The 20,967-nt window shown below is 55.9% G+C and carries 20 protein-coding genes; 4 read left to right on the plus strand and 16 right to left on the minus strand.

Translation table 11 applies throughout. The features are described 5' to 3' along the window. Positions 1 to 315 precede the first annotated feature (315 nt). Both LDN84_RS05960 and LDN84_RS05965 read left to right on the plus strand, forming a co-directional pair. Complete coding sequence (locus LDN84_RS05960) at positions 316 to 1,467, plus strand: AAA family ATPase (protein WP_223909784.1); 1,152 nt, start codon at positions 316 to 318, stop codon at positions 1,465 to 1,467. A gap of 2 nt (positions 1,468 to 1,469) precedes the next feature. Further along, a complete protein-coding gene (locus tag LDN84_RS05965; RefSeq protein WP_223909786.1) occupies positions 1,470 to 2,036 on the plus strand; it encodes a DUF4276 family protein in 567 nt (188 codons plus the stop codon). A gap of 310 nt (positions 2,037 to 2,346) precedes the next feature. Here LDN84_RS05965 and LDN84_RS05970 read toward each other — a convergent pair whose 3' ends face one another. Beyond that, on the minus strand, positions 2,347 to 2,604 hold the full coding sequence (locus tag LDN84_RS05970) for a BrnA antitoxin family protein (protein WP_317134829.1): 258 nt from the start codon (positions 2,602 to 2,604) through the stop codon (positions 2,347 to 2,349). A 118-nt stretch (positions 2,605 to 2,722) separates the two neighbouring features. On the opposite strand from LDN84_RS05970, the gene LDN84_RS05975 reads away from it, so the two are divergent. Continuing rightward, entirely contained in the window at positions 2,723 to 3,190 is a 468-nt protein-coding gene (locus LDN84_RS05975; RefSeq protein ID WP_223909787.1) for a ParC-related protein, read from the plus strand. Continuing rightward, positions 3,187 to 3,474, plus strand: coding sequence for a type II toxin-antitoxin system RelE/ParE family toxin (locus LDN84_RS05980; protein WP_223909789.1), 288 nt, complete (start codon positions 3,187 to 3,189; stop codon positions 3,472 to 3,474). The genes LDN84_RS05975 and LDN84_RS05980 overlap by 4 nt, the downstream gene beginning before the upstream one ends. Positions 3,475 to 3,724: 250 nt before the next feature. Here LDN84_RS05980 and LDN84_RS05985 read toward each other — a convergent pair whose 3' ends face one another. The 15 genes from LDN84_RS05985 to gspL all read right to left on the minus strand — a co-directional run bounded on the left by LDN84_RS05985 (position 3,725) and on the right by gspL (position 20,958). Continuing rightward, positions 3,725 to 3,898: a type II toxin -antitoxin system TacA 1-like antitoxin gene (locus tag LDN84_RS05985; protein WP_223909790.1), complete on the minus strand. Its 174-nt coding sequence runs from the start codon at positions 3,896 to 3,898 to the stop codon at positions 3,725 to 3,727. Between the two features lie 4 nt (positions 3,899 to 3,902). Then, positions 3,903 to 4,526, minus strand: coding sequence for a Crp/Fnr family transcriptional regulator (locus LDN84_RS05990; protein WP_223909792.1), 624 nt, complete (start codon positions 4,524 to 4,526; stop codon positions 3,903 to 3,905). 94 nt (positions 4,527 to 4,620) lie between these two features. Next, positions 4,621 to 5,337: an ABC transporter ATP-binding protein gene (locus tag LDN84_RS05995; RefSeq protein WP_223909794.1), complete on the minus strand. Its 717-nt coding sequence runs from the start codon at positions 5,335 to 5,337 to the stop codon at positions 4,621 to 4,623. A 26-nt stretch (positions 5,338 to 5,363) separates the two neighbouring features. Next, on the minus strand, positions 5,364 to 6,134 hold the full coding sequence (locus LDN84_RS06000; RefSeq protein ID WP_223909797.1) for an ABC transporter ATP-binding protein: 771 nt from the start codon (positions 6,132 to 6,134) through the stop codon (positions 5,364 to 5,366). A 76-nt stretch (positions 6,135 to 6,210) separates the two neighbouring features. Beyond that, the gene (locus LDN84_RS06005) at positions 6,211 to 7,293 is read right to left on the minus strand and encodes a branched-chain amino acid ABC transporter permease (RefSeq protein WP_223909799.1); all 1,083 of its coding nucleotides are present in this window, start codon (positions 7,291 to 7,293) and stop codon (positions 6,211 to 6,213) included. Between the two features lie 11 nt (positions 7,294 to 7,304). After that, a complete protein-coding gene (locus tag LDN84_RS06010; protein ID WP_223909801.1) occupies positions 7,305 to 8,234 on the minus strand; it encodes a branched-chain amino acid ABC transporter permease in 930 nt (309 codons plus the stop codon). Between the two features lie 221 nt (positions 8,235 to 8,455). Continuing rightward, entirely contained in the window at positions 8,456 to 9,745 is a 1,290-nt protein-coding gene (locus LDN84_RS06015; RefSeq protein WP_223909803.1) for a replication-associated recombination protein A, read from the minus strand. 62 nt (positions 9,746 to 9,807) lie between these two features. Continuing rightward, entirely contained in the window at positions 9,808 to 10,953 is a 1,146-nt protein-coding gene (locus LDN84_RS06020) for a hypothetical protein (protein ID WP_223909805.1), read from the minus strand. Positions 10,954 to 11,015: 62 nt separating this feature from the next. Beyond that, the gene (locus LDN84_RS06025; RefSeq protein ID WP_223909808.1) at positions 11,016 to 13,376 is read right to left on the minus strand and encodes a hypothetical protein; all 2,361 of its coding nucleotides are present in this window, start codon (positions 13,374 to 13,376) and stop codon (positions 11,016 to 11,018) included. A 201-nt stretch (positions 13,377 to 13,577) separates the two neighbouring features. Further along, positions 13,578 to 14,804: a type II secretion system inner membrane protein GspF gene (gene gspF, locus LDN84_RS06030; protein WP_223909811.1), complete on the minus strand. Its 1,227-nt coding sequence runs from the start codon at positions 14,802 to 14,804 to the stop codon at positions 13,578 to 13,580. Between the two features lie 21 nt (positions 14,805 to 14,825). Continuing rightward, positions 14,826 to 16,250 carry a type II secretion system ATPase GspE gene (gene gspE, locus LDN84_RS06035; RefSeq protein ID WP_223909813.1) on the minus strand — a complete coding sequence of 475 codons (1,425 nt, stop codon included), beginning with the start codon at positions 16,248 to 16,250 and terminating at the stop codon, positions 14,826 to 14,828. 3 nt (positions 16,251 to 16,253) lie between these two features. Next, entirely contained in the window at positions 16,254 to 18,359 is a 2,106-nt protein-coding gene (gspD, locus tag LDN84_RS06040; RefSeq protein ID WP_223909816.1) for a type II secretion system secretin GspD, read from the minus strand. Positions 18,360 to 18,363: 4 nt separating this feature from the next. Next, positions 18,364 to 19,191, minus strand: coding sequence for a type II secretion system protein N (gspN, locus tag LDN84_RS06045; RefSeq protein ID WP_223909819.1), 828 nt, complete (start codon positions 19,189 to 19,191; stop codon positions 18,364 to 18,366). 16 nt (positions 19,192 to 19,207) lie between these two features. Next, the gene (locus tag LDN84_RS06050) at positions 19,208 to 19,687 is read right to left on the minus strand and encodes a type II secretion system protein M (protein ID WP_223909822.1); all 480 of its coding nucleotides are present in this window, start codon (positions 19,685 to 19,687) and stop codon (positions 19,208 to 19,210) included. Then, complete coding sequence (gspL, locus tag LDN84_RS06055; protein ID WP_223909824.1) at positions 19,684 to 20,958, minus strand: type II secretion system protein GspL; 1,275 nt, start codon at positions 20,956 to 20,958, stop codon at positions 19,684 to 19,686. Before gspL ends, LDN84_RS06050 begins: the two co-directional genes overlap by 4 nt. Positions 20,959 to 20,967 lie beyond the last annotated feature (9 nt).

Genomic DNA, 20,967 nt, shown 5'->3' on the forward strand with positions numbered 1-20,967 from the left:
TTGTCACCTGCGCATAGAGACCCATTGCTGTCGTTCGCTCCGCTACAAAGCAGTCACTTAACAAATGAAAGAGGCACTTTCGTCAGGTCAAAGGGATGCAGTTGATCTACCCGGATGGCTGTGTAGCAGATGCGGTGGCCAACATCCTGCGTAGACAAGTGCAGGAATTAACGCGATAGCTGTTTCCTTTTCGCAAGTTCATGGCTTTCAGTCGTGAGAGAATGCGTAGTTGAATCTACCTAACTCGTTACATAAATGCTACTTTCGGTCAACATCCGTAAATTTCGATCGTGCAACAGCGTCGAACTGAATGATATGCACGAGTTGCTGGCGCTCATTGGGCGAAATGGCGTTGGTAAGACTAACATTCTCAAAGCCATTGAGTGGGCGGCCGGTATTGAATCCTTGCCGTCGGGAATTGGTCCCGATATTGGTAGCCCGATACGGGGGGATATCGTATTGAGAATGACGCTAGGCAATCAAATTTTTCGATATGCCGTTGCGGTCGATTTCGACATGGAAAAGGAATCAGAAATACAAGCCAATGCCTTCCCAGCTTTCTTTTTGAAAGAAGAATTGACAATAGAGTCCGACGACGGCGGCGCCGAAATCATGATCTTCTCGCTAAATAGGGGAGACTTGAAAGTTGGAGATGGATCAATTGCTGCAAAAATTGGGTCGCTGAGTCCTGGTGGCTCGGCAATCTTGGCTTTGTATCCTGATCATAAAGTGGCGCCTCTTCTGAGAGAGGTGATTGCGTTTCTTTCTGCTATTCGCTACTACCCACTCGAAGAAATAGAGGATGATGGGCGAGCCAACCTGTTTGTGTCAAACAATGAGTTTCAAACATGGGTTAGTACACGATCCAAGACTCAAGGTGCGAACAAGTTGATATTGTTGAAGATATTGGACTTAAAGCTCAATCGCCCAGAAACGTTCAACGAATTGCTGGCGTTGCTTGGGCCTGATGGTCTTGCGTTAATTTCAAACATACTTGTACGGACTTTTGAAATTCCCGCTGCTCTGGAAGAAGAATCAAAGAAAGATCAGACCAGAAAGTACCACTTCATAGAATTTGCGCCAACAGGAACGAAAGAGGAATCGGTCTACCCGTTTTCGAGCCTGTCATTTGGAACGCGCAGAATCATTAGGCTTGTAACATCTGTAGTGTACGATGATGCATCCGTTTCGCTAATAGAGCAACCCGAAGACGGAATACACCATGGTCTATTACATAAGCTAATTCCGCTCCTGCGATCATACGCAAACCCCAAACAATTTTTGGTCACGAGTCATTCGACCGCGGTATTCAATCGAATTGAGCCCAGTGAAATACGACTCGTTGATCTCGCGGACGGCCAAACCACTATTCGTTCATTGACGGCGACAGAGCTCAGTGCCGCCGAAAGCTTCATGGAAAATGACGGCCCCTTGTCAGAGTTTGTCGAATCGGTGCAGGAGCAGTAACTTTGTACGCAGTTCTTGCCGAAGACACTTCAGACGTTGAAACTCTAACGACCTTAATAAAGCGGATCGCGAACAACAACGGTATCAGCGTAAAAGGAAAAGGGTATTGCGGATGCTCTGGGATGTTGATTAAAGGCGCTCGTGACTTGCGCATGTTTCACGACATGGGAAGGACGCAGCGCTATGTTGTGTGTTACGACTCTGATGGTTGTGATCCAGTTGTGCGACGCCAAGAACTCATTGATAAAGTGATTGGGCCATCAGGCGTAATGGCGCCAATTTGTGCTTTGGTGCCAACCCAGGAGATGGAGTCATGGATATTGGCTGACATCAGTGCAGTGCAGAAGGTGATAACTGGCTGGGTTCCGGACAAGGATATTTTGCATCCAGAGACGATTGATAGCCCCAAGGAGTATCTGGAAAAGATGAGCCGCCTGAGGCAGCGACCACGCTATTCTCATGCAACGCATAACTCGAAAATTGCAAAATACTTAGATATCGCCAAATTATTGAGTAAGTGTCCTTCTTTCGCTCCGCTCTATAAATTGGTGACAACGGGTAAGGCGTAAGGATTATCCTGAGATTCCAGGATATCCGATGGGGCATACCTGAATTCCACCCGCTAATGCTGATGCCCTAACAAGTAGCAAAGCCCATGCTGCCATGGGTAGTAGCCAATTTCACAAGAAGTTGAAGTTATTTCCACACATTTGAACCCTGTCGCCTATCCTAGTGAAATTTGGTTGACGTCGAGTTCACGTCTTTCGACGTTTCATTTGGTTAGCACTATAGCCCAGTGGGCCATGCGCCTGAATGGCTGCTCCCGCTGCCAAGCGGCTGAAGACATCACTCAAAAGCATGCATAGCTCTCTCCAGCAGTCAAGCCGCCGTGTGCGTATTCTTCCACTCTCGCATCCTGTCGTTTACCCGTGTCTGCCAGCTTCGCCCAGTGGCGCGTAACGCCGCCAGCACATCTGAATCCAAGCGCAATCGGCTACGGCGGGGAATGTGTTGCGGGCGTTGGAGGGGTGATGCAAGGCAGGCCGGGCATGTCTGGCAAAGACCATTTTGCAGAATTTCGCCCTGCTGAATTGCCATCCAGAAAGCCGACTTTAGGCAGCAAAATTGGGCTGCCATCGGCTGATGCGTCAGGCGTTGTCTCAAGCAACCCTAGGTGGTCAGTAGATGGCACAAACCAATTTGCTAATAGTTGGTCTACACTGCAGATCATGTTTCACCTCCAAAAGGCAAGTCAATGACCACAACTGCCGAGACTATTGATCACGCAACACTTGAACACCTGGCAGGCGCAGGCGCTATCCGTGGGGCTAGTGTTGTCGGCCATCCTGGTGGCTGGGGTGTCGTGTTTCAGTACGGCACGACCGAGCGCGCCCTTGCGGTCAAGCGTGGCCAGGTTCGTATTTTTAAAAAGTTCGACACGCTTGTGGTCTACCTCAAGCAAATCGGCATTGAGACATTCAAGACTGACACCAGGCAATTCGACCCCACAGTCACGCACGTCAAGCGGGCCGACACTTCGCAGCGAATGCGCAAAGCCCATGAAGCTGCGGCACACGATACGTGGTTTCGCACCCAGGTTGAGCACGGCATCAAAGAAGCCGACGATCCAAACACGCAATGGGTATCCAATGAGGCCGTCAAAGCCACCAGCGCCAAGTTGCGTGCGGCTTGGGCCAAGAAAGCACAAGCGGCGGCAGCTTGAAAACCATCAAGTGGCTACCCACAGCCAGCACCCATCGATTTGAACAACTGGACTACATCGCCCAGGACAACCCCTTGGCCGCAATGAGTCAGGACGAGCAGATCGAGCACCAAGTAGACATGCTGATGCAACACCCGCAAATGGGACGGCCAGGGCGAATGAAAGGCACCCGCGAGCTGGTGATCAGCCGCACGCCGTTTATCGTGGTCTACCGTGTCAAAGGCACGCACATCGAGATCATCCGGCTGCTGCACAGCTCGCAGCAGTGGCCAGTCAAGGTCTGATGCCGCAGTCTGCGAGCGGCGTTCGATTTGTCTCCAAATTCATGAAATTGGATTACCCGCAAGCTGGCATTGTTTTCATTCAAAAACGTCCTCACCCCAATGGCAAATACAAGGCCATCGACATATCTTGACAAGCCTTGAAACCGCAGTGTTGGTAGAGCGCTTTGCCTTTTCATTTTTGGCATCGACCACAAGGGCATCCCCACATCCATGGGCATACTCATGACCACTGGAACCCCGCAACAACCCCTCAGGCCCGCTTGATCTTGGCCGCACTTGCCAGTGCTTTTTGCAGTGCCGGATTGGGTGTGAATGTGCGCTGGATCGCAGCGGTGAAGGCCAGAAAATCGCGCTCAGAAAGCGTGATACGTGACTCTTGCTCAGGCAAAGTCTGCGCTTTTTCCTTGACTGAACTGAGCTTCAAACCCTCAAACTCCAGCCAAAGACCTCAGTGCATTCGGGTTGACCAGGTTCAGCACCCGGCCGGTGCCGCTGATCAGGCTTTGCTCGCGCAAATGGCGCAGCACGCGAGAAAAGGTTTCCGGGGCGATGCCGAGTTGGGTGGCGATGCTGCGTTTGCGTTGTTGCAATTCCACCGCCATCAGGCCTTGTTCGCTGGGCCGGGCATGGCTGAGCAACCATTCGGCACAGCGTGCTTCAGCGTCTTTGGCCAAACGGCTGACGGCAAACTCGGTTTGTCTACGGTGCGCCATAGCCACATCGGTCAACACTGCCCGTGCCGATTCGGGCAAGTCAGAGATGCCTTGGCGAAAGGCGAGCAAACTGACTTGACGCAGGAGCACGGGTGAGTCAGCTACTGCGTCTGTCAGATGAGGCAGCCCCAGAACAGCAGAGCTGGCGTCCAGCCAGCAAGGGCCTTCCAGTACACCAATTTGGTGCTCCAGAAGGCCACCTTCAAACATGCCAAGGGCGACACGCCCGGATTCAATGTAGCTGACTGAATCTGTCTTGACACCACGCTGCAACAAAAGCTGCCCACGGGTTGTACTCAGAATTTCTGCGGTGGGATCAAGGGTTTGAATGGTAAACATGGCCGTCACTGTGCCGTGCACCAAGCCCAAACACCTTGAGCAAGATCAACTTATTGGCAAAAACCCCTGTATGCCACAAACTCCGGTGAGAAACTTACTCGCCCAAATAGGCGGCACGCACCTTGGGGTCTGTCAACATGGTTTTGCCTTCACCCGTCATGGTGATCAGGCCGGAATCCATGACATAACCACGGTCAGCAATGGCCAGGGCACGGCTGGCGTTTTGTTCCACCAGCAAAATGGTGACACCCTGCGCGTAGACATCTCGTATCACTTCAAAGATCTTGTCCACCATGATGGGTGACAAACCCATGGAGGGTTCGTCCAAGAGCAATACTTTGGGGCGGCTGATCAGGGCTCGGCCCATGGCCAGCATTTGCTGCTCACCGCCGCTGAGTGTGCCAGCGAGTTGATCCTTGCGTTCTTTCAAGCGCGGGAAGATGGTGAACACTTTGTCAATGTCGATCAGAATTTCGGCCTTGTCGTCACGGATGTAGGCCCCCATTTGCAGGTTTTCCAGAATCGTCATGCGAGTGAAAATGCCGCGACCTTCCGGCACCATGGCCAGGCCCTGCTTGACCAGATCCCACGGCCCTTGACCACGAATGCTCTTGCCCAGGTATTCAATGTCACCATCATTGATAGGGAGCGAACCCGTGATGGCCTTCATGGTGGTTGTTTTGCCTGCGCCATTGGAACCAATGAGTGATACCAGTTCACCTTCATTGACTTCAAAGTCGACACCTTTGACGGCCTGAATGCCGCCATATGCCACTTTGAGACCTTTGATTTTCAGAAGAGTTTTTGCCATGTTGTATTCCTTGTGCCGCCAAGCTGTTAATGGCCGCCGGTGCCTAAGTAGGCTTCAATCACTTTTTCATTGCGCTGTACGTCTGCGGGGGTGCCTTCGGCAATTTGTTTGCCGTAGTCGAGCACCGTCACGCGATCACACAAGCCCATTACCAGTTTCACGTCATGCTCAATGAGCAGAATCGTACGGTTGTCATTGCGGATTTTGTCAATCAACTCACGCAGCAGCACTTTTTCGGTGCTGTTCATGCCCGCTGCGGGTTCATCCAGGGCAATGAGTTGCGGGTCAGTGGCCAGGGCACGGGCAATTTCCAGTCGGCGCTGGTCACCATAACTGAGGGTGCGGGCTTTGAATTCAGCCAGATGGCCAATACCAACATAGTTCAACAGTTCCTGCGATCTGGCCGTGATGGCGGCTTCTTCGGCCATAAAACCTGCGGTGTGAAACACGGCTCCCAGCAAACCGGAATGGGTGCGCACATGGCGACCTACCATCACGTTTTCAAGCGCGGTCATTTCGGCAAACAAGCGGATATTTTGAAAGGTACGTGCAATACCCGCTTTGGCCACCTCATGCACCGCCGTGGGTTTGTAGGGTTTGCCAGCCAATTCAAATGAGCCTGTGTCAGGGGTGTAGAGGCCGGTCAGCACATTAAAAAACGTGGTTTTACCAGCGCCATTGGGGCCAATCAGGCCATACACCTGGCCACGTTTGATTTTGATGCCCACATCGCTCAAGGCCTGCAAGCCGCCAAAGCGTTTGGATACGCCGGAAACGTTGAGTACGGTGTCTGTCATGTGATTCCTTCTTCAGTGGGGCAGACTCGTGGTCTGCCCTTTTGGATGTCTTGGATACGCTGATTGCAAGAGGCGGTCAGGGTTTGGTCGTTTGCAAGGCCTTGCCATGTTCAGGTGCCGGCCACAAACCGCGAGGACGCAACAACATGATGACGATCATGGCCAGGGCAATCAGCAACTGGCGCAAAATGGCCGAGTCGAGTCGCCCACCGGTCATTTCCTGCAAGGGGCCCGCCACATAACGCAAGATTTCCGGCAGGGCTGATAACGCCAGGGCTCCCATGATCACCCCAGGCAAGTGACCAATGCCGCCCAACACCACCATGGCCACAATCATCACAGACTCCATCAGGCTGAAGGATTCGGGAGAAATAAAGCCTTGGAATGACGCAAACATGGCCCCGGACACGCCGCCAAAGGTTGCGCCCATGCCGAACGCCAACAGTTTCAGGTTGCGGGTATTGATGCCCATGGCCTTGGCGGCAATCTCGTCTTCACGAATGGCCATCCAGGCGCGCCCTACGCGTGACAGTTGCAAGCGATGCGAAATCAGCACACTGAACACCACCAACACCAAAAACAGGTAGTAATACAACGTAACCGATGGCAGTTCAAAACCAAACAATTCGGTGGTACGGCCAAAGCTCATGCCAAAAAACGACAAGGCATCAATTTCACCCATACCTTTGGGGCCATTGGTGATGTTGATCGGGTAATCCAGGTTGTTCATGAAGACACGAATGATTTCACCAAAACCCAGCGTCACGATGGCCAGATAGTCACCCCGCAAGCGCAAGGTGGGTGCGCCCAGCAACACACCAAGCAAGCCAGCTAAACCTGCAGCGGCTGGGATGATGATCCAGATGGGGGTGTGCAAGCCGTCCGGGAACATGGCCGCAATAGCCGGGAAGGTCTCTGTCAAATGCGGAGAAGCCAGCAGCCCATACATATAGGCACCAATGGCAAAAAAGGCTACATAACCCAAATCCAGTAGCCCGGCATAACCCACCACAATGTTCAGACCCAGTGCCAGCAACACATACAGCAGCGCCATGTCTGCAATACGCACCCAGGCATTGCCAAAGCTTTGCAACACCAGCGGAACCAGCAACAAGCCAACCGCAGCCAGCAAGAAAACGATGATTTGTTTTTGTTTCATGTTCTGTCTCCTTACGCCCGGTCTGCCACGCGCTCACCCAACAAGCCCGAGGGCCGCAGTGTCAGCACAATGATCAACACAATAAACGCAAAAATATCCGAGTAATTGCTACCCAGCACACCACCCGTCAGCACACCGATATAACCCGCACCGAGTGATTCAATCAGTCCCAAAGCGATCCCGCCCACAACAGCACCAGCCAAATTACCAATGCCGCCAAACACCGCCGCAGTGAAGGCTTTCAAGCCTGGCAAGAAGCCCATGGTGTGCTGTACCGTGCCGTAATTGGCCGCCCACATGATGCCGGCAATGGCTGCCAATACCGCACCAATCACAAAGGTGGCAGAAATCACCAGATCAGGTTTCACCCCCATCAGCGCTGCTACGCGGGGATTTTCGGCTGTGGCACGCATGGCTCGCCCCAACTTGGTGAAATTGACCAACCACATCAACCCAGCCAGCGACATCACGGTCATGCCCAAAATCAGGACTTGGGTGAGCGTAATGACCGCACCACCCACCTCATAGGGCACGATGGGCAGCAGGCTGGGATAAGGCTTGTAGTTGGGTTTCCAGATGATCATGGCCAATGTTTGCAGCAGCAAAGACATGCCAATGGCGGTGATCAAGGGGGCCAGTCGCGGGCTGTTGCGCAAGGGGCGATAAGCTATTTTTTCAATACTGAAATTCAGCACTGCGGCCACCACGCATGAAATCACCAGTGCAATGATCAAAATGATCCATCCAGGCGTTCCTGGCATGGCCTCTTTCATCATGCCGATCACCGTCCAGCTGGTGAGCGCGCCCACCATCAACACCTCTCCGTGGGCGAAATTGATCAGCCCGATGATGCCGTACACCATGGTGTAGCCCAAGGCTACCAAGGCATACATGCTGCCTAACACCAGACCATTGATGATCTGCTGCAAGAATATTTCCATATGTTCTTCTCCGATTTTTGGCGGGTGGTTTCATCAACACCCCGAGTGTGATGAGCGGTACAGCCTTTTGGGCCCTGCCGATGTGTTAGCAATAAACCTGCCAACCTGGAAGGGCGGCTGTAAAGTGGTCGAGATTGTAGTCATGGCCATCCCCTACCTTAGAGGCCATTTGCACGGGTTTACCCTTGAGTTAAAGTTTGATTAGCAAGGTTTACAACCCATCAGCGCGCTTGATCATTGCGCGCTTTCAGACTGCGTAATTTGTCGGCAATTTTGATCTCCAGACCTCGTTCGACTGGCTGATAAAACCCTGGCTCGGCCATGCCATCGGGCAAATAGCGCTCGCCTGCCGCAAAACCGTCTGCTTCGTCATGGGCATAACGGTAACCTTTGCCGTAGTCCAACTGTTTCATCAACCTGGTGGGTGCATTGCGCAAGTGCATGGGCACGGGACGCGTGCCGTCCTGCTTGACAAAGGCCTTGACTTGATTAAATGCTTTGTAGACTGCATTCGATTTGGGTGCAACGGCCAGATACACCACACATTCCGCCAGCGCCAATTCACCTTCGGGTGTACCCAGGCGTTCATAAACCTCGGCGGCATCCAGGGCCAAACGCAGCGCCCGCGGGTCGGCCAGACCAATATCTTCATTGGCCATGCGGATCAGGCGGCGGGCCATATAACGTGGATCTGCACCACCATCGAGCATACGCACCAACCAATACAGCGCAGCGTCCGGGTCACTGCCACGCACACTTTTGTGCAGCGCTGAAATGGTGTCGTAAAACTGTTCGCCACCCTTGTCATAACGGCGCATGCGCTCACCCAGCACCTTGAGCAACCACACGTCGGTGATTTCGGCGCGCTTTTCCTGTGTGGCTGCTACCGCCAGCGTTTCCAGTGTGTTGAGCAGCCTGCGGGCATCCCCATCGGCATACGCCACCAAACGTTCAATAGCTATTGATTCGATAGCTGGTAGCGCTTGATGCGCTTGCGCTAGAGCCACAATTTGCTTTAAATCATCAGCCGTCAGTGCGTTTAACACATAGACCGCAGCGCGTGACAGTAGAGCCGAATTGACTTCAAACGACGGGTTTTCGGTGGTGGCACCGATAAAGGTGAACAGGCCACTTTCGACATGCGGCAAAAATGCGTCTTGCTGGCTTTTGTTGAAACGGTGTACCTCATCCACAAACACCAGGGTACGCCTGCCCTGTTGTTGTGCCAGTTGAGCTTTTTCCACCGCTTCACGGATGTCTTTGACCCCGCCCAGCACCGCGCTGATGGTGATGAACTGGGCCTCGAACGCATCGGCCATCAGCCGGGCGATGGTGGTTTTGCCGGTGCCCGGTGGCCCCCAAAAAATGCAGCTGTGTGGTTGGCCAGACTCAAACGCCAACCGCAAGGCCATACCATCGCCCAGCAAATGCTGCTGTCCCACCACCTCACTCAGGGTTTTGGGGCGTAGGCGCTCGGCCAGGGGGATGTGTTGCGGGGTGGATGCGGACATAAGCAATATTGTGGCCCACTCGGCGCATTGAAGTTCGAGTCAAGAAATCACTTCACTACCCCTTACCAGGCAGCATGCCAACCAAGCGACCATCTCCGGTACTCGGTGCTATCACCTTGGCCATCTGTCGCCATGAGCGCCTGCCAATGGCCCCAGCTTAAACCAGCGCTCAAGGCTCTGCGTTGAGGTTCAATTTCCCAATGCCATTTGGTTTTTTCTGCATACACACTGTCCCACCCTAACCAGAATTGGCGCATGCCCGCTACATACTCAGCCCTGGCGGTCACTGCACTCGATGGCTGGTCTTCAAGAGCCCAACGGGCGTTTACTCGCCAATGCGTCCCGATCCGCTCATTCAATGTCGCCAAGGCCATGCGGCCATTCAGCAATGCTGCATAGTTCAACGTGCCGTCTGGTGCCCGTGTTGCAACTTGAGAGTTCAACGCGCTGATGTCGGTGGCCATAGACTGCCACTCCAGGTGGGACAACAAATCATCAGCCTGGACTTGCAGCTGTAAGCCAGGCCATGGTTCTCCCTTGAAGGCGACCGATAAAGAGGCACCCTGTCCCCCCGTGCCGGATGCAGGCAAAAATGGCCCGGTTATGCTGGTATTGGCGCGTTGCCCGGCCAGATTAAAGTCATAAACCCCAGCGCCACTGTAGGCAATGCTGCCGGTAATTTCATCGGTGCGTAATTTTGTGAGATTTAAGAGCTGGGCGTTGGCGCGCCATTGCCATGTTCCCGCATGATCCAATGCCCACCATGGTGTTCCCACTTTGATCCCTTGACCCTGCCAGCTTTGACTGCGCGCAGCCAAGGTAAAACTTTGTGGCCCAGTGGGATCCGTGTGTGTGGTATCCAAGGCGGCCACAGTCACCGCATCGGGACTGGCTTCCAACCAGGCTTCAGCCCTCACCACGGCAGAGAATTGCCAGCCACTGGGGTGAGTGGCCAATAATTCTGCCCGAAGGCTGCGTGCGGCCCGCGCAGTACCACTGGTATCTGATCGAAAACGGGGCCAATCCTGGCGGTCAAGTGCCAACACGGGCAAACCTTCGCCCAGTGCTGTATCTTCAGCTTGGGCACTTAGCACCCAAGTCTCACGCGGAGAGTTTTCGCTTTCAGGATCACGGGTCTGCGCACATGCCGCGCCTGTCGACACGACCCACAACAAAAAGACAGTCCACAGATTTGATTTTTTTGCCATTTTTCGACCTAAAAAAACGCCCGCATGATGCGGGCGTTTTTGACAAACCAACTCAGAGTCAGTTAAAACTGTTCATAAGTCCCGTCAGTGTAAGAAACCTTGTTGCTCAAAGTATCAAAGCTACCAACCGCATCATTGGCGGCACCAAAGGTGATCGGGTAGATCGACTTTGTGCTGTCCAGCACCATCTTGACACCATCGGTACTGGTCAATGTCGACTGTTGGCCCACATTATTGGATGTACCTGCCAGATTGATGGTCAGGGAGCCTTGTTGGTACTGGCCATTGAATGAAGAGGTGTTGTTAAGCAAACCTGCATCCGTATGAAGCACATTCAACGTCAAGTTGATCGTGGGGCGTGCCGCAATGATCACCTTGCCATTTAAACCAAGACTCACCTTGTGCACATTAAGCGCACTTGTTGGCAACATTTCGTTAAAAGTAGCGCGCGTGGTGTCTTTCACCACAAAAGAGCCTTCGAAGAAGTTGACATTGTTACGCTGCACGCTGCCGGTAAAGTCAAGCTGAGAGGGCGCGTAGTTCAGGCCACTCTTGTCAAACTGGAAGGCACTGAATTTGAAATCACCCAGCAATGCGCTGTTGGCTGTATTGGCCTTGAGCTTGAGCAACACTTCTTGGCTGCCATCCCCCAGATTCGCATTACCCGCGGTGGCCTGAACATAGGAGCCGGCACCCAAGGAAATCGCTGTATCCAATGCCCCTGCCTTGATCAGATTCACCGAACCTGACAGAGCCAGTTTCTGTAAGGTGCCGACTTGACTGACAACGGCTGACAGGTTCACGTTGTGTTTGTCACCCAGAACTGAAATGGTTGCAGGTTTGACAACCCAAGTCATCAACGCGAGATCATAGTAGCTGACCCCGTTGTTATCAGACCGGAAGCCAGGTGAAAGCTCGCCCGCCAATGTAATGGAAGTAGGCCGCGCATTCGCATCCCATGTAGCGGTCAGGACAGACGCATTACCAGGGAACGCTGCACCGTATTCAACGCGAGTTACTCTATTCGCTTCGATAGTTGTATTGCCTGCTGCCAGAATGTACTTGGCTTTGCGCGTCTGGGTGTACACCGTGAATTTGCCTGGTGTTGCGGCATCAGGATGCAAACGCACACGGGTTGTCCATTTTGAATAGCACCAATCACCAATGTTCTTGCATGAGGTTTCCACACCATTGACATCTGTAGCTGTCACCGCAGATCCGTTCGTACCACATCCAATGTAATTCGCATCAGATCTGGATGTGGACAGAACGTTGTAGTTGATATCGCTGTTAAAAGAACATCCACCAAGAATTGTCCGGTTACCAAAAGCGTCGGGCGGGCCAAAGAAGGTGTGGTTGGCGACAAAGGGGACATTGGGATTTTGAAGCACATCTTTCCAAAGCTGTGCCCCGCGCATTGCCACATTCAGTGCGTCCAGACTACTGGTTACGACCGGAGTTGTCCGGCTTTGCATGTCATTGGTCACGGCCTGCAACTCGGTCTGCAAAGACATATCTACGGCGTTCAAAGCCTTGGCATTGCTGCGCAAGGTCGCAAAGAACAATTTGGCTTGATCCAGACTGGTGGCTGGGTTGACAGGTGTGCCACTGGGTTGACCAAGGGTGACAGGTGGCAAACCGGCACTGTCATTTTCAATATTCAGCTTGGCTTGTAATTTGAGCTTCACGGTCGGGTCGGTCAAACCTTTGTTGCGAACTTCATCGGTGACACACTTGACTTTGGCAGCCTGGTCAAGCGCAGCTATACAAGCGGCCAAATCATCGTCCTTGGCCATTTTGGAGAGTGCCGCCAGTGCCGCAGCCGCCGCATTCTTCGGTGCTTTGGTTGTTGCATCAAATTCCGGTTTGACGGTGCTGGGATCAAACCCCAGGGTATCTGACAAATCTTTATGGCTTTTTGCCATGTTGCCAAGTGTTAAACCACCTGTCATGCCCAAGGCCGCGGTGGTTGCCTGTTCGGTAAAGGGGTTGATTTCAGCCTGAATGGTTTTACCAGCTTGTGCTTCAACGGTTGCTCTTAATATGAAACCTGCTGCAGGTGTGATGTCAGCACCAGTGGCTTCGTCATACATCTTGGTTGTACCAGGAACAACCGTTGCCTCCACAATGACGGGGCCGGAGTAGCCATCAACAACAACAGAGTAAGAGCCGTCCACTGAGGAGGAAGAGGTCTCTTTCAGCAAACTGCCCTTGGCACCCTTGGCATCAACCCGGTAAACACTGATCTTGGCGTTTTTAAGTGGTCCCTTGATGGCACTACCACTGATGGTGACTGCTGTGCTGCTCCCAGCTGTTGAGCCACCACCGCCGCCGCCGCCGCCGCCACAGCCAGTCAAAACAGCCGCCATGATCAAGCTAGTACCGCAAAGCTGCGTTGCTTTGCCAATTGATTTCATCGTCATGTGAATTTATCCTCTAGTTGTTTGCCAACACCACTCCCTGAGTGAAGGCTGCGGGCACTCTAGCAGACCTTATACATCTTCAGCCGCGGTATTCGAACAAATTTGCTTGGGCATTGAGTTAACTCAATAAAAGATCCGCTTGTTTCCAACTCTTCAGCCACAGCAAGCACGCACTGCATCTGACTCTGACTCTGGAACCGGTCACCGCACCAGCTGATTGAGCTGAATGATCGGCAACAGCACCGCCAACACAATCAGCATCACCACCAGGCCCATGGCCACAATCAGCAGAGGTTCCAGCAGGGTGGCCAGTTGCATGGCGCGGCGTTGTACTTCGGTGCTGAGTTGAATGGCCGCACGCTGCAACATCACCGGCAGTTGCCCGGTTTGTTCACCCAGGCGGGCAAACATGGGCAACAAACCCGGAAAGCGCTTCTTTTGCGCCAAGGCCGAGGCCAGTGGTGCCCCTTCACGCACCAGCACCAGGGCATCCAGCGCATCGGTGCGCATGGCGCGGTTGGAAAGTGTCTCGGCAGCGGCCTGCAAGGCTTTCAGAATGGGTACACCGGCCCCGGCGAGCATCGCCAGGGTGCTGGCAAAACGTGCCGAGTTGTAGCTGCGTGACAGCTTGCCCAGAATCGGCAGATTCAGCCAGGCGGCATCAAATTTTTCATGTAATTGGGCATTTTTCAAGGCCAGTCTTGCACTGATGGCTCCTATAAAGATAGCGATCAGCATCAGCCAACCATAATGACGCACCAAGTCGCTGATCGCCATCATGAGCACGGTCAGGAAGGGCAGGGCGCGTTTGCTGCCGGCAAACACATGCGCTACCTGGGGCACCACATAGGTCACCAGGAACAGCACGATGACCACCGCCACCAACGACACAATGGCCGGATACAGTGCTGCACCAATCAGTTTGGATTTGAGGGCCTGCTGCTCCTCCAGATCATCGGCCAGTCGCTCCAGCACCAGGCCCAAATGGCCGCTTTGCTCGCCCGCGCCAATCACCGCCACATAAATGTCGGAAAACTCGCGTGGGTGTTGCGCCAAGGCTTTTGCAAACGCCGTGCCACCATTCACTTCGGCGCGCAAAGTGGCCACCAGCTCACGCTCCGGGGCTTTTTCGGCTTCGTCAGACAGGGATGACAAGGCGCGCTCCAGCGGCAACCCGGATGACACCAGTCCGGCCAGCTGACGTGTCCAGATCGCCAGTGCGGTGGAGCCAAACACCCGTTGACTGCGCCGGGTGCTGGCCCCGCTGCGATGGGCAGCGGTTTCCTGCGCGCTCACGGGTTCTACCTTGAGGGGTACCAGGGCTTGGGCACGCAACTGGGCGCGCGCCGCCTTGGCCGAATCGGCCTCCATCACACCTTTGCGGGTGTCACCAGCAGCGCTGAGGGCTTCAAAAGAATAGACAGGCATGATGGTTGGTGAAGCTCAGGGTCAATCCCGCGTGACACGCAGCAGTTCTTCGCGCGAGGTTACCCCCATGCGCACCAGGCGCTCTCCGTCTTCACGCATCAGCACCATGCCCGCAGCCTGGGCCGCGGTGCGGATGTCGGCCTCAGAGGCCCGGCTGTGGATTTGGGCGCGGATGGCATCGTTGGTGACCAGCAACTCGAAGACCCCGCTGCGGCCGCTGTAACCGGTGTGGCCACAGTTCTCGCAACCAACCGGGTGGTATTCGGTTCTGTTGGGGGAGTCGGGGGTGTGCTTGCATGCCGGGCACAGCTTGCGTACCAGGCGCTGGGCCAGCACGCCCAGCAGCGAGCTCGACAACAAAAATGGCTCAATACCCATGTCGGTCAGGCGCGTCACGGCGCTGGCGGCATCGTTGGTGTGCAGCGTGACCAGCACCAGGTGGCCGGTCAAGCTGGCCTGGATGGCGATCTGGGCGGTCTCAAAGTCACGGATTTCACCAATCATGATGATGTCGGGGTCTTGCCGCAGGATGGCGCGCAAGGCCTTGGCAAAGTCCAGCTCGATCTTCGGGTTGACCTGGGTCTGGCCGACACCCGCCAGCTCGTACTCAATCGGGTCTTCCACCGTCATGATGTTGTTGTGCTTGGCATCCAGTCGGCTCAGGGCGGCGTAGAGCGTGGTGGTCTTGCCCGAACCGGTCGGGCCGGTCACCAGCACAATGCCATGCGGCTGGGCCACCAGATGCTCAAATTGTTGTAGCACCTCACCCTGCATGCCCAAGCCCTCCAGGCTTAATTTGCCCTCGGATTTGTCCAACAAACGCAGCACCGCACGCTCACCATGAGCACTCGGCAGGGTGCTCACCCGCACATCGACCGCACGGGTACCGATACGCAGGCTGATACGCCCGTCTTGCGGCAGGCGGCGCTCGGCAATATCGAGTTCGGCCATGATTTTCAGGCGTGAGATCAGTGCCGCATGCAGCGCCCGGTTGGGTTGCACCACCTCGCGCAGCGTGCCGTCCACCCGGAAACGCACGCTGGAATGGCGTTCGTAGGGTTCGATGTGGATGTCGCTGGCACCGTCGCGCGCGGCTTGTGTCAACAGCGCGTTCAGCATACGGATGATCGGCGCGTCATCAGAGGTTTCCAGCAAATCCTCGATGGCGGGCAGGTCCTGCATCATGCGGCTCAGGTCGGCATCACTTTCCACCTCGCTGACCACCGCCGCCGCACTGGATTCCCCTTGCGCATAGGCCACGCTGATGCGCTGCACCAGTGCCCCAGCCTCCTGGATTTGCCAGACGAGTTGCGGGTATTTGCGACACACCTCGCTGATGGCCGAGGCATTGGAGGTGGTGTGCAGCCACAGGGTGAACTGTTCGGCATCTTCCTCCAGCAGCAGCTGATGCGTGCGGGCAAAAGCGTAGGGCAAAGGGTAGCGCATGGTTTACTTATCCAGGGGCTTGAGGTCGGCCGAGGTTGCGGTGCCTGATTTGCCTTGTGCGGCGGGCAAGACCGGAGCCTCATTCACCGGCACCATGCTGCTGGGGGTGGGTTGTGCGGTTTGCATGCCGGTGCGCATCAGGTCGTAGCGATCCATGGAGAGTTTGTCCGTGGCATGGGCATCACGCACCACTACCGGGCGCAAAAACACCATCAGATTGGTTTTTTTGCGGCTGCGTGACTCACTTTTGAACAGGTTGCCAAAGAAAGGGACATCCCCCAGACCGGGCACTTTTTCCTGGTTGCCCGCGTATTCATCTTGCAGCAAACCACCCAGCACCACAATCGCGCCGTCTTCCACCAATACGTTGGACTCAATCGTGCGCTTATTGGTGGTCGGGCCATTGGGCGCGTTGACCGTGGAGGCCAGCACGTTGCTCACCTCCTGGTAAATCGCCATCTTGACAGTACCGTTCTCGCTGATCTGGGGTTTGACCTTGAGCGTCAGACCCACATCCTTGCGCTCAATGGTCTGGAACGGATTGACCGTACCGCTGCTGGTCGAACCCGTGTTGGTGAACTGGCCGGTGACAAAAGGCACGTTCTGACCAATCACAATCTTGGCTTCTTCATTGTCCAGCGTGAGCAAATTGGGCGTGGACAACACATTGCCTGAACCGGAGTCTTCCAGGAAGCGCGCCAGAAACCCCAGCACATAGACACCGTTGACATTCTGTGCGGCACCGATGTTGAGCCCGCGCCCGGGTACCACCGTGCCGGAGCCTGCACCCGTGGCCAAATTGATGATGTTCTTGCCACCTGTGCCAAAGTTGCTGCCCAGCAGCCCGATCACGCCGCTGCCGGCATTGCCCAGCGGGCCTTGCCACTGGATGCCAAATTCAGCCGCTTTGTCCATGCTGACTTCGGCAATCAGGCTTTCCACAAACACCTGGGCACGGCGGGCATCCAGCTTGTCAATCACCGCGCGCAGTTGGCGGTATTGCGGCTCTGGCGCGGTGATGATGAGTGAATTGGTGGAGGCATCCGCCTGGATTTGCCCCCCCGTGGTGACCGCCGGGGAAGCTGGTGTGCCAGCCGCTGCCGTTGTGGTGACCGCTGCCGTGGCCGGACTGGCACTGTTGCTCATGGCCGCACGCAAGGTGACGGCCAGCTTGGTGGCATCGGCATTTTTCAGGTACACCACATGGATGTTGCCTGCCAGGCCATTGCCGCTGTCCACATCGGGCTGATCCAGTTTTTGAATCAGTGAGCGCACCAGTGCCATCTGGGCACCGTTGGCGGCCCGAACAATCACGGCATTGGAACGAGCCTCGGCCATCAGGGTGGTTTTGAACGAGGTATCGGACGTGCCTGCCGGTGCTGCCGCGGTGTTCAAACCAATCAGCCGCTGTACCAGTGGCACTAGGTCGGCCGCCAGCGCATGCTTCAATGGAATCACTTCGGCATCGGTGGCATTGGCCACGTCCAGTGCAGCAATGATGAGCGACAGGCGGCGCAGGTTGTCGCCATAGTCGGTGATGACCAGCGAATTGCTGCCGGGATTGGCATTGATGGTGTTGTTGGGGCTGATCAGGGGGCGCAGCACCGCTACCAGGTTGTTGGCCGACTCATGGTGGAGGTTGAAGATTTGGGTGGCAATCTGGTTGCTGGCGGGCAAGTTGGCCGAGCTGTTGTCCTGGATCGTCACCCCGGCGCTTTGCATTTTGGCCTCGGCTTCGGGAACCACTTTGTACAGCCCGCCGGACTCCACCAGCGTGAAGCCCTGCAGCCGCAAGGCCGCCACAAATTGGCCCAAGGCGGCGGCACGGTTGACCGGCTTGTCAGACACCAGGGTGAGTGTGCCCTTGACACGCGGGTCCACCACCACGTTGCGGCCGGTGATGCTGGCAAAAGTACGCGCCACGGCTTCAATCTCGGCTCCCTGGAAATTCAGTGTGACCGCCTCACTGGCTTTCACAGGGGTATTGGACTGTGCCGCAGCCTTTAAAGAAAAAAGGCCTGTAGTGCCCGTCAATAAAGCGCAAATAGCTATTGAAATAATAGTATTCTTGAAGGAATGAGGGTGCAGTTGTGAAGGGTGCTGGCGCATGAAACTATCCCAATTTGATCACCGAGCGTGCGCCGTTGCGCCGCCCGATGATGTTCAATAAATTCGACAAGGCGGGCAGATGCTCTGGCGCACTGCTGGCCTCTCCCACAAAACGCAGTCGCCCCCCCACCCACTGGCCGCTGCCAGAGAGTTGCAACGGGCCTTTGAGGGTCACCAGTTGCAGCTCTGGTGTGCTGCCACCGGTGAGGGTGAAACGGTAACTGCCCATGGGGCTGAGGGTGGACAGGCGCGAGGACAGGTCTTGCAGCTGCAATTGGGTTTGCCCGGCCAGCTGCAAACGTCCGGCCACCCAGGTCAGACTCAGCCCCTGAGTGCTCAGCGCCAGTTGGCCCTGGAGGGCTAGGGTATTAAACGGTGTTCCCAAACCGGTCAACAATTGTGCGGGCCAGCTCGACGGGCTATCCGAAAGACTCACTTGCAGTCCGCCCCAACGTGGCATCACGCTCACCCGCCAGGGCTGTGGCAGGCAACAACTGGCCTGCAGTTGCAGCACCAGACCCGACCAGGCCGGCTGCAAGGCCCACTCCAGACGGGAGGGCAAAGTGGCCGTGGCCGTGCTGTCTGCGCCACCAGTCAGGGTGAGTTGCGCGGTACCGGACCAGACGGTTCCCCGTGCATCCTGTAACAACACCTGCCCCTGGCTGGCTTGTCCCACGGCTGCGGCCAGCCAATGCGCCGGGGCAAACAGGATGACACTCAACAAGGCTCCCAACAACAGCCCGCTCCAGCCCCAGACCCAGGGCGGCTGAACACCCGCTCGCCCGAATGTCGCAGGGCGCAGGGGGTGGCGGGGGCGTGTCAACAAACTCATGAAAGCATCCCAGGCCTTACTGCGCAGGCAATTGCAGCACCAGTGTGCCGTCCCAGCCGCCCGTGGCATGACGCGTCAAATGCGCCTCAAGTGGTGCCAGGTGGGCATTTTGTCGGGCACTGGCCAGCCACTGCGCCAGGGCCTCAGGGGGCACGGCTTTCAGGGTAAGGGTCACGCGCTCGGTCTGCACCACCAGTTGTGCACCGCTACCCAGCAATTTCACCGAATCTTCCAGTGCACTGCGGGCTTGAGCTGCGGAAATCAGTGGCTGGGCGCGCAAGGCCTGTGCCTGCGCCTGCAGTTGTTGCATGTGTTGCAGCTGGGCATCCAGTGCCAGATGCTGCTGCGGTGCGGTTTTGAGCACCTTCAAGGCCGGAGCCAGGGCAACCCACCACAACAAGGCCAAGGCCAGCACGGCTAACGCCAGCCACAGCAGTCGCTGTTCCCGTCTGGAGACACTTTGCCAGCGCGTTTGCAGCTTGTTTAAGATGCTCATGGCTGGCCTCCGGCGGTGATCAGCCACTGATCACCTTGCTGGCTGGCACGCAAGCCAGCGGCCTTGAGCTGTGCCACCACGGCCGCTTCATTGGCCACCCCAGGCCCTTTCAGGCGCAACTCATTAGCTGTGTATTCAATAGCTACAGGCGCATATTCTGCCGGCGCTACAGCCGAAAATGATGCCAAAATAGTCTCCATATCCGTGCCCGATGCTGTGCCACTGGCGCGTTGCAACGCAGCCACCTCGCGGGCCATTTGCACCGGTGCATCCACTACCACCGGTACTTTGGGAAAAGTATCTTGCAAGACCGCACGCACGGCCTGGCGCTTGGTATTCAGGGCGGCTTGCTCGCGCAAGGCAAAGGCATTCAAGCCGATCAGATTCACCAGTACCATGGCTACCAGGGCTATCCGGGCGATGCGCCAGTGCGGTGCCCGTCCAAATTGGATGAAGGCCTGCGCCACGCTGGCCCAACGGCGGTCACGCGCGGCATGGGCCAGGTCAAACTGGGCCAGATCCCATGGCGACTGGGCCGCCTGCAACAAGCGCTCGGCGTGCTGAATCAGCACCACCGGACGCTGGAAAAGCCGCTCGGCCACGGCCGCCACGGCTGGTTCGGCCACCACGGTCGGCCACTCTGACGGGGGGTGACTTGGCGTATCCTGGGGCAAGGTACCGGGTCCAGTCAACCAAAGCAGGGTTTGGGAGGTCAAACCGGCCACCAGCAAAGCACTGTCAGCACCCTCACCGGGCAGGTGTCGCAAACCGGCAACCCGGGGGGCATCCGCCTCACCCGTCACCACCATCACGTCTTGCAAGGCCTGGGGGGTGAACTCGGGCACGATGCGTGTCACCACATGCCCGGCCTGTGCCAGAACGTTCAAGGCGTGGCTGAGCCAGGTACGGTCACAAGCGGCCACCCATACCGGGGCCGTTGTGCTGGCTTGTGGCTGCAAGGCCAGGTGCATCTGGGCCGGATCATCGAGCAACTGATCTTCCAGCACGCCTTCCAGAATGCTGCGCAAGCGGGCATTGGCGCGCTCGCCACCCAAAGTGCGTGGCAGGCTGCCTTGTGGCAACTTGACTTGATGCCATGACAGGGCCTGTGCGGGTACCAGGGCCACCACGTCATCATGTGTGGCAGGCAACAGGGCCAAGGGCACGCTGGCATGCGCGCTCACCGTTTGACCATCGGTGCTGAGCACATGGTCAAACAGGGTTGCTGCATCCAGTGCAGTCAGGGGGAGGGTGATGATGAGGGTGGTCATGGTTCAACA

The sequence above is a fragment of the Rhodoferax lithotrophicus genome (genome assembly GCF_019973615.1).
GTDB lineage: Bacteria > Pseudomonadota > Gammaproteobacteria > Burkholderiales > Burkholderiaceae_C > Rhodoferax > Rhodoferax lithotrophicus.

Coding starts and splice junctions, on each gene's coding strand:
- LDN84_RS05990 (WP_223909792.1), bottom strand. CDS start 4,526: ATGTTTACCATTCAAACCCTTGATCCCACCGCAGAAATTCTGAGTACA.
- gspL (WP_223909824.1), bottom strand. CDS start 20,958: ATGACCACCCTCATCATCACCCTCCCCCTGACTGCACTGGATGCAGCA.
- LDN84_RS05995 (WP_223909794.1), bottom strand. CDS start 5,337: ATGGCAAAAACTCTTCTGAAAATCAAAGGTCTCAAAGTGGCATATGGC.
- LDN84_RS05975 (WP_223909787.1), top strand. CDS start 2,723: ATGACCACAACTGCCGAGACTATTGATCACGCAACACTTGAACACCTG.
- LDN84_RS06020 (WP_223909805.1), bottom strand. CDS start 10,953: ATGGCAAAAAAATCAAATCTGTGGACTGTCTTTTTGTTGTGGGTCGTG.
- LDN84_RS06050 (WP_223909822.1), bottom strand. CDS start 19,687: ATGAGCATCTTAAACAAGCTGCAAACGCGCTGGCAAAGTGTCTCCAGA.
- LDN84_RS05970 (WP_317134829.1), bottom strand. CDS start 2,604: ATGGCAGCCCAATTTTGCTGCCTAAAGTCGGCTTTCTGGATGGCAATT.
- LDN84_RS06000 (WP_223909797.1), bottom strand. CDS start 6,134: ATGACAGACACCGTACTCAACGTTTCCGGCGTATCCAAACGCTTTGGC.
- gspD (WP_223909816.1), bottom strand. CDS start 18,359: ATGCGCCAGCACCCTTCACAACTGCACCCTCATTCCTTCAAGAATACT.
- LDN84_RS06010 (WP_223909801.1), bottom strand. CDS start 8,234: ATGGAAATATTCTTGCAGCAGATCATCAATGGTCTGGTGTTAGGCAGC.
- LDN84_RS06005 (WP_223909799.1), bottom strand. CDS start 7,293: ATGAAACAAAAACAAATCATCGTTTTCTTGCTGGCTGCGGTTGGCTTG.
- gspE (WP_223909813.1), bottom strand. CDS start 16,250: ATGCGCTACCCTTTGCCCTACGCTTTTGCCCGCACGCATCAGCTGCTG.
- LDN84_RS06025 (WP_223909808.1), bottom strand. CDS start 13,376: ATGACGATGAAATCAATTGGCAAAGCAACGCAGCTTTGCGGTACTAGC.
- gspF (WP_223909811.1), bottom strand. CDS start 14,804: ATGCCTGTCTATTCTTTTGAAGCCCTCAGCGCTGCTGGTGACACCCGC.
- gspN (WP_223909819.1), bottom strand. CDS start 19,191: ATGAGTTTGTTGACACGCCCCCGCCACCCCCTGCGCCCTGCGACATTC.
- LDN84_RS06015 (WP_223909803.1), bottom strand. CDS start 9,745: ATGTCCGCATCCACCCCGCAACACATCCCCCTGGCCGAGCGCCTACGC.
- LDN84_RS05960 (WP_223909784.1), top strand. CDS start 316: ATGCACGAGTTGCTGGCGCTCATTGGGCGAAATGGCGTTGGTAAGACT.